This window comes from Pseudomonas sp. GW821-FHT07F05 (assembly GCF_059418765.1).
Genome location: NZ_JBWKQL010000005.1, coordinates 48,035 through 56,115, shown reverse-complemented (window position 1 = coordinate 56,115; position 8,081 = coordinate 48,035). Strand labels below are relative to the sequence as shown.

Genomic DNA, 8,081 nt, shown 5'->3' with positions numbered 1-8,081 from the left:
CGTGCCTGAGATGTTGAGTCGACCCCGAGCCCGTGGGAGCGAGCTTGCTCGCGAAGACTGATGCTGAGTCACCACAGACAATTGAATGCCCACAGATCTTCGTGAGCAACCTCTTCCCAACAAAAAGCGCAGCTAACTCTCAGGCTGCAAGCGGGCATTTGGAAATCAGCTGAACTGCGAGGCCAGTTCGCGCAACAGCACTTCGGCCTCCAGCACTTTCTTCACGACGTCCTGGGCTTTCTCGCGAGAGAGCTTCAGACGCTCGAGCAGCTCGTCCGGAATGCTTTCCAGAGGGCCGGAGCCGATGCCTTCCTTGCGCAGCAGCCTCACCGCCAGGCATACCAGGTTTGCATACTTGTGATGCTCACCTGCGTAGTGCGGGTCGTGCTGAAAGCGCAGGGCGATGACCAGCTCCTCCGGCATGTCCCAGTTGCGCATCAGCCAGGAGCCGATCTGCTCGCGGCTGATGCCCAGCAGATGCTGTTCGACGTAGCTGTGATGCAGGTGCGGATTGACTTCGATCTGGCGGCAGATCAGCGAAAAGTGCGGCGGAAACACATGCGCCAGCAGCAGATAACCGAAGTTGTGCAACAAACCGGCGAGGTAGGTCAGGCCACTTTCCGGGCGCTCGGCACGGGGCATCGCGCGGGTCAGGCCTTCGATGATCGCAGCCGTGTAGATCGACTGCTGCCAGTAAGGCGTCGCCTGCTGCGGATGATCCTTGGGCAACGCCAGGGTTTTGCCCAGCGCCAGACCGAGCGCCAGATTGATCACCAGATCAAAACCCAGCACGCGAACGATGGCGTCTTCCACCGAACGGATTTTGCCGGCCGAACCGTAATACGGAGAGGCCGCCCAGCTCACCACCTGTGCCGCCAATGCCGGATCGGTTTCGACTACGCCGGTGATGTCGTCGATGGTCGCGTCCGGGTCGACACGCAGCTTGATAATCTTCTGCGCCGTGTCGGCCAGCGGCGGGATTTCCACCGTGGACTCCAGGCGCTGCTGAATGCGTCGGGCGGTGAAGTTCTGAACGGCTTTGGTGATCTCCTCGCGGTCGTCATCGGGACGCGTGAGGTTAGGGGTGACCGACGTCACCGGTTCGCCAAAGCGGGCAGCGCTTGCCTTGGTCAACAGCGTTTTGAAATCCTCGCTGCTGATTTCCAGCAAGAGGCCCGGCTCGCCGGAGTCGATCAGCACGGCAGGGCCAGACAGAATTCGCTCCTCATACAGACAAGGCGAGCTGGTCAGTGCAGGCAGGCCGGGCAACGTGCCGAGCTTGTGTTTTTGCAGCATGAGCTCAAGCGACTCTTTCGGAACCGCTTTCAATTTGCGGCCTGTCAACTCGGTGATGCGGTTGAGGTCCAGCAATTGGTTTTGCGGAAACAGGATAAACAGCGCGCCAACGGAGTCATCGACCAGAATGGCCTGAACCTTCTGGGCAGGCGGCAGAGACTCATCGTCAGTTACTTCACGGAAGTTGAGTTTGCCCAGCAACTGCCGAATGACAGAAGGGCAGTGTGGGCTTGTGTCGATGTGGGCAACTTCTGTCATGGCCTGTATCCAGATTCCTACAATCGCTGAAGTATAACCAGCTTAGTTGTTATAGAGGTGAGACACCCTGTTATTGCGTTGACTGCTTCACACTTGCCCGTATTGCTGGCCATGGCGCAACCAGCGTTCCAGCAGGGGACTGACATGGTGCGGCCAGCGTTCAAGCAGTGCCTGGGCCGCGTCCCTGACCGCAGGCAGCAAATCTGCATCGCGCATCAGGTCAGCAACCTTGAACTGCAGCAGCCCTGTCTGACGCGTGCCGAGCATCTCGCCTGGCCCACGCAGCTCCAGATCTTTTTCAGCGATGACGAAGCCGTCGTTGGTTTCACGCATGATGCCCAGCCGCTGACGACCGATCTGCGAAAGTGGCGGGTGGTACAGCAGCACGCAATGGCTGGCCGCGCTGCCCCGGCCGACCCGACCGCGCAATTGATGCAGCTGCGCCAGGCCCAGGCGTTCCGGGTTTTCGATGATCATCAGGCTGGCATTGGGAACGTCCACGCCGACCTCGATCACCGTCGTTGCAATCAGCAGATTCAGATTGCCCTGCTTGAATTCGGCCATGACGGCGGCTTTTTCGGCGGGCTTCATGCGCCCGTGAATCAAGCCGACCTTGAGCTCGCCCAGCGCGCTGGTCAGTTCCTCGAACGTGGTTTCAGCGGCCTGGCATGTCAGCTCCTCGGACTCCTCGATCAGTGTGCACACCCAGTACGCCTGCCGGCCTTCGGCGCACGCATTGCGTACACGCTCGACGACTTCGATCCGTCGGCTGTCGACCACCAGCACGGTGTTCACCGGCGTACGCCCGGGTGGCAGTTCGTCGAGGATCGACGTGTCGAGGTCGGCGTAGGCGCTCATCGCCAGCGTGCGTGGAATGGGGGTGGCGGTCATGATCAATTGGTGTGGGCACATCAAGCCTCCGACGCCTTTCTTGCGTAGGGCCAGACGTTGCTGAACACCGAAACGGTGCTGTTCGTCGATGATGACCAGCGCGAGATTCCTGAACTGCACTTCGTCCTGGAACAGCGCGTGGGTGCCGATCACCATCGGTGTGCCGCCGGCAATCTGCGCCAGGGATGCCGCCCGCGCCTTGCCCTTGAGTTTGCCCGCGAGCCAGGCCGTCTCTATGCCGAGAGGCTCCAGCCAGCGGGTGAAATTGATGAAATGCTGTTCGGCAAGAATCTCCGTGGGCGCCATCAGTGCAACCTGATAGCCAGCCTCCAGCGCCTGCAACGCCGCGAGTGCTGCAACGACCGTTTTGCCAGCGCCTACGTCGCCCTGAATCAGCCGCAGCATCGGTTCCTGCTGACTGAGGTCGTAGGCGATCTCATTGCCGACGCGCTGCTGCGCACCTGTGGGCGGGAATCCGAGGTTGGCGAGGAATTGCTTCGGCAGGCGTTTCGCCGGGGGCAATGCAGGCGCGCGTTGCGAGCGCAGGCTTTCACGCAGGCGTTGCTGGGAAAGCTGGTGTGTCAGCAACTCTTCAAATGCCAGTCGGTGCTGCGCCCAGTGATGGCCCAGCGCGAGCTCTTCGACGTCAGCATCGGCAGGCGGGTTGTGCAGGTAATGAATGGCCTCAGCCAGGGGCGCGAGTTGATAGTCGCGTGCCAGCTCGTCCGGCAGCCAGTCAGGCAGGCTTTTCGGGCCGAGCATCGACAGGCTCTGCTGACACAATTGCCGCAGGCGCTGCTGGGTGAGGCCTTCGGTCGTGGGATAGATCGGTGTCAGCGTCTGCTCGACAGCCACAGGCTCATCGCCGGTGATCGCGCGGTATTCAGGGTGATAGATCTCAAGCCCCGAAGCGCCGGGCCGGGCTTCGCCGTAACAGCGCACATGGGTACCGCGCTTGAGGCCGTCCTTCTGCGCGTTGCTGAAGTGGTAAAAGCGCAGGCTCAACACGCCGGTGCCGTCGCCGATCCTGACCAGCAAACTGCGGCGCTTGCCCATCACCACGTCGGCGCCGCTGACCACGCCCTCGACCACCGCGTCCTGGCCCGGGCGCAATTCGCCGATGGGCACGACGCGAGTCCTGTCCTGATAACGCAACGGCAGGTGAAACAGCACGTCTTGAATGTTCTCAAGACCGACTTTCGCCAGCTTTTCAGCCATTGCCTCACCGACGCCTTTTAGCGCCGTGACCGAGACATGAGACAGCTCCGTCATACCGTCCCTTAACTCGCTTCAGCCTGGGCTTTAGGACGAGCGACGGAACACAGACGAATCGAGTCAGCGAGGATTTCGATGGCTTTCGGACGCGGGAAGCTGGCACGCCAGGCGATTGCCACAGTGCGGAATGGCACCGGCGGCGACAGCGGACGGACTTCGATCACGCCGGGTGCGTAGTGGTGGCTGTCGACAGCGGACATCGGCAGGATGGAAATACCCAGTCCTGAAGCGACCATGTGCCGAATGGTTTCCAGCGAGCTGGACTCCACCGTGGTGTGCTTGGCAGCATCGCCGCCCTTGACCAGCGTCGGACAGGCTTCGAGCACCTGATCGCGGAAGCAATGACCTTCGCCCAGCAACAGCAGGCTCTTGTCGTTCAGTGCCGAGGCATCAATGGTCTTTTTCTGGGTCCATGGATGATCGGCAGGCATCAGTACGTAGAACGGCTCGTCGTACAGTGACAGCGTCAGGACATCAGCCTCGTTGAACGGCAGGGCGATGATGATCGCGTCGAGCTCGCCATTGCGCAGCTTGTCGCGCAGCACGTGAGTGAAGTTTTCCTCAATGTACAACGGCATCTGCGGGGCGACCCGGTGCAGTTGGGGAATCAGGTGAGGAAAAAGATATGGGCCGACGGTGTAGATCGCGCCGACTTTAAGCGGCGCGGTCAGCTGGTTCTTGCCGGTCTGGGCCAGTTCACGAATGCCCTGGGCCTGCTCGAGGACCTTCTGCGCCTGAGCCACGATGCCCTCGCCAACCGGGGTCAGACGTACGGCACTCTTGCTGCGCTCGAAAATCAGCACACCGAGTTCATCTTCCAGCTTCTTGACGCCGACCGACAAGGTCGGCTGGCTGACGTGACAGCGTTCAGCGGCATGGCCGAAATGCTGCTCTTGAGCGAGGGTAACGATGTAGCGCAATTCTGTGAGGGTCATAACGTGCGTCCATGAAGTTGCGGCCCCAGCATAGCGGGTGCAATCGATAGACGCACGTTATCAACCCGTCGCGGCTGACAAAATTCTGGTTTCAGCGTTTATCCAGGGAATAAACGAAGGGAGCGACCACTTCCAGCGACCCGTTCTTCAGCAATTCCGGCGGCGGCTTGGGCAATGGCTGCGCGCGGCGGATCATTTCCAGCGTCGCTCGATCCAGTGATGCGCTGCCCGAGCCTCCGGCCAGTTCATAGGACAACACGCGGCCTTCGCCATCGACCACGAAGCGCAGACGACTGGTGCCCTGCATGCCCCGACGTCGAGCATCTTCCGGGTACCGCTTGAACTTGCTCAGGTGACTCAGCAATTCACCCTGCCAAGTAGGTAATGCATTGCTTGGCGGCGTGGGCGGAGCAGGTTGCGGCGACGCTGACTTCTCCGGCTTGGCGTTGGACGGCGGGGCGTCCAGCGGCTTGTCGTCGGCTGGCTTTTCTTCCTTCGGCGGCTCGACCTTTTTCACAGGTTTTGGCAGCTGTGGTTTGGGCTTGGGCTTGACCGGCTTGGGTACGGCGATCTCGGCCTTGGGCGCTTCGGCGACTGGCGGAATCGGCAGTTGTTCTTCAGGCGCAGGCGGCTGCGGCGGTTGCACGACTTTTGGCGGTGGCGGCGGGGCGGGCTCGGGAGCAGGCGCCAGCTCGACCATCATCGCGGCCGGCGGCAGCTCGATGGCCTGCGAGGAGGGCCAGCGCAATGCGACGACAATCGCCACGGCATGGACCGCCAGCACCAACAACAGACTACCGCTATAGCGCGTCAGCTTTTGGCGCGTATTGATCATTTCTTGCCGACCGTCTCGAGACCCACCAGGCCCACCTTCAAGTAGCCAGCGCCGCGCAGGGCGTTCATGACGTCCATCAGGTCGCCGTAGTCGACGCCCTTGTCGGCCTGGAAGAAGATCGTGGTGTCTTTCTTGCCCTTGGTCTTGGCATCCAGCACCTGACCGATCTGCTCGCGGGCCACTTTTTCATCGCCCAGGTACAGGCTCTGGTCGGCTTTCACGCTCAGGAAAATCGGCTTCTCGGGTCGAGGCACCGGCTTGGCGGTAGAGGCAGGCAGGTCAACTTTGATGTCTACGGTTGCCAGCGGGGCGGCAACCATGAAGATGATCAGCAGGACCAGCATGACGTCGATGAACGGCGTCACGTTGATTTCGTGGTTCTCGGCGAGCTCGTCGTCGCCTTCCTTCAAATGCAGGCCCATGGTTTACCCCATCTTTACCATGTGCGGCGATTGGCTGCGCTCGACCGCAGGCTGGTGATCCAGATCGCGACTGACCAGCAATAGAACCTGCGCCGAAGCGTCGGACACTTGCGCCTTGTAGCCGGCAATGGAGCGGGCGAAGACGTTGTAGATGACGACGGCAGGAATCGCGGCAACCAGACCCAGTGCGGTGGCCAGCAAGGCCTCGGCGATGCCCGGCGCCACAACAGCCAGGTTGGTGGTCTGGGTTTTGGCGATGCCGATAAAGCTGTTCATGATCCCCCATACGGTGCCAAACAGGCCCACAAACGGCGCAGTCGAGCCGATGGTGGCCAACACGCCGGTGCCCATGCTCATGTTGCGGCCGCAAGCAGCGACCAGCCGTTCAAGGCGGAAAGCGACGCGCTCCTTGATGCCTTCCCGTTCGCGGGTGTTAACCGACAGGCGCATCTCTTCCAGTGCGTCGTGCACCAGCAAATGGGAAAGGGTGCCTTCTTTCTTCGACCCTGCGCTGGCTTCGTCCAGGTTGCGTGCGCGTTTCAGCGCAGCGATTTCGCTCCGCAGACGACGCTTGGCGCCCAGCAGTTCGAAGCCCTTGGCGATCCAGATGGTCCAGGTAATCACCGATGCAATGGCCAGACCGATCATCACGGCTTTGACGATGATGTCCGCGTTCTTGTACATACCCCAGGGCGAGAGGTCGTGGGACATGCCCAGGCTGTTATCTTCCGCAGCAGCATCAAGCGACTCAACCGGAGCAGATGCCGGGGTCAGTTCTTGAACGCCTGGCGTTGTCGCAGGGTCAACCGGAGTGGCGGTTGGCGCCTCGGCCTGTACGGCGGGCTTTTGTACGGGAGCGTTGGAGTCGGCGAGCGCTATGGGCGTCAACATCAGGCTGAACAGCAGCGCGGCAATGGCGCGTCCTGCGCGTGGCAGACCTCGGTTGGCAATGGACGAAGCGGGGGTTTGAATAGATGTCATGCTGGCCCGACCTGATATGAAGATAGGTGTTCGTTCTGAGAGCGTCACGCTGGCGCGAGGCGAGCGGAGGAGAACAAAGGACCGTCATTATTGCAAGTAATTCTTGTTAACAAAAGTAAGAGCGTCTCTTTTTTCATGAGAATGCGTCCCAATGGTCGGTTTTGCAGCCCGCTTTACAGGCTTAAATTCAACAAGTGATGTGGAGATTGGACATGTCAGCGCCATCCGTTTTGATTGCTGGATGTGGCGATATCGGGAGCCGACTGGCCTCCCAACTTATGCCCGATGACTGGACCGTGTACGGCCTGCGCCGCTCGGTAGAGAAACTGCCCAACGGCGTGCTAGGCGTCAGCGGCGATCTTTTCGACCCCCGCATTCCCGCTCACTGGCCGGAAGGGCGACTGGATTACCTGGTCTACTGCGCCACACCTACTGACCGGGATGAGGCGGGTTATCGCGCGGCTTATGTCGAAGGCCTTCGGCACGTGCTGGGCTGGAGCGAGCGCAGCGGACAGAGGCCGAAGCGGATATTGTTCGTGTCCAGCAGCAGCGTCTATGGCCAGCAGCACGGCGAGTGGGTTGATGAAACGTCGCCTGTCGAAGCGACCGGGTACTCAGGCCAGGTCATGCGCGAAGCTGAACAAGTGGCGTTGGACAGCGGTGTGCCAGCTACCATCGTCAGGCTGACCGGGATTTACGGCCCGGGACGCAGTGATCTGATGAACCGTGTACGTCAGGGCTACAGTGTTGCAACTGATCCGCCCCTGTATGGGAACCGTATTCATGCTGATGACGCGGCCGGGCTGCTGGCGTTTTTGCTGCGTGCGGCTGCAGACGATGTAGCGCTGGAAGACTGTTATATCGGCGTCGACGATGCGCCCGCGCCGCTGGCCGAAGTGGTCGACTGGATGCGTCAGCGTCTGGGCGTCACAGAGTGGTCGGATGAGCACAACGTGCGCCGCGCCGGCAGCAAGCGCTGCAGCAACGCCCGCGCCAAAGCGCTGGGCTGGACGCCGCGTTATGCGACTTATAAAGAAGGGTATGAGGCGATGCTGGCAGAACAGCCGAACTAGCTCGCTTTGGCGCCGATTGGTAGGACCGGCTTTAGCCGGGAAGGCGTCAGGTTAACAACCGGAAAATTGAGGTTGTATGGACTGGCCTCTTCCCGGCTGAAGCCGGTCCTACCCT

The 8,081-nt window shown here is 60.9% G+C and carries 7 protein-coding genes; 1 reads left to right on the top strand and 6 read right to left on the bottom strand.

Annotation, left to right across the window (positions count from 1 at the left end):
• Positions 1-165 precede the first annotated feature (165 nt).
• The 6 genes from AC07RO_RS13100 to exbB all read right to left on the bottom strand — a co-directional run bounded on the left by AC07RO_RS13100 (position 166) and on the right by exbB (position 6,893).
• Positions 166-1,554: an aminoacyl-tRNA deacylase and HDOD domain-containing protein gene (locus AC07RO_RS13100; protein ID WP_192171469.1), complete on the bottom strand. Its 1,389-nt coding sequence runs from the start codon at positions 1,552-1,554 to the stop codon at positions 166-168.
• 87 nt (positions 1,555-1,641) lie between these two features.
• The gene (gene recG / locus AC07RO_RS13095) at positions 1,642-3,717 is read right to left on the bottom strand and encodes an ATP-dependent DNA helicase RecG (protein ID WP_495086233.1); all 2,076 of its coding nucleotides are present in this window, start codon (positions 3,715-3,717) and stop codon (positions 1,642-1,644) included.
• 8 nt (positions 3,718-3,725) lie between these two features.
• Positions 3,726-4,655 (bottom strand): hydrogen peroxide-inducible genes activator, encoded by a 930-nt coding sequence (locus AC07RO_RS13090; RefSeq protein WP_065988216.1) that lies wholly within the window; start codon positions 4,653-4,655, stop codon positions 3,726-3,728.
• Positions 4,656-4,746: 91 nt separating this feature from the next.
• Complete coding sequence (locus tag AC07RO_RS13085; protein WP_495086232.1) at positions 4,747-5,490, bottom strand: energy transducer TonB; 744 nt, start codon at positions 5,488-5,490, stop codon at positions 4,747-4,749.
• Entirely contained in the window at positions 5,487-5,912 is a 426-nt protein-coding gene (gene exbD, locus AC07RO_RS13080; RefSeq protein WP_133773871.1) for a TonB system transport protein ExbD, read from the bottom strand. Before exbD ends, AC07RO_RS13085 begins: the two co-directional genes overlap by 4 nt.
• A 3-nt stretch (positions 5,913-5,915) precedes the next feature.
• Positions 5,916-6,893 (bottom strand): tonB-system energizer ExbB, encoded by a 978-nt coding sequence (gene exbB, locus AC07RO_RS13075; protein ID WP_495008355.1) that lies wholly within the window; start codon positions 6,891-6,893, stop codon positions 5,916-5,918.
• Between the two features lie 212 nt (positions 6,894-7,105).
• Here exbB and AC07RO_RS13070 point away from each other — a divergent pair, with 212 nt between their 5' ends.
• Entirely contained in the window at positions 7,106-7,966 is an 861-nt protein-coding gene (locus AC07RO_RS13070) for an NAD-dependent epimerase/dehydratase family protein (RefSeq protein ID WP_495086231.1), read from the top strand.
• Positions 7,967-8,081 lie beyond the last annotated feature (115 nt).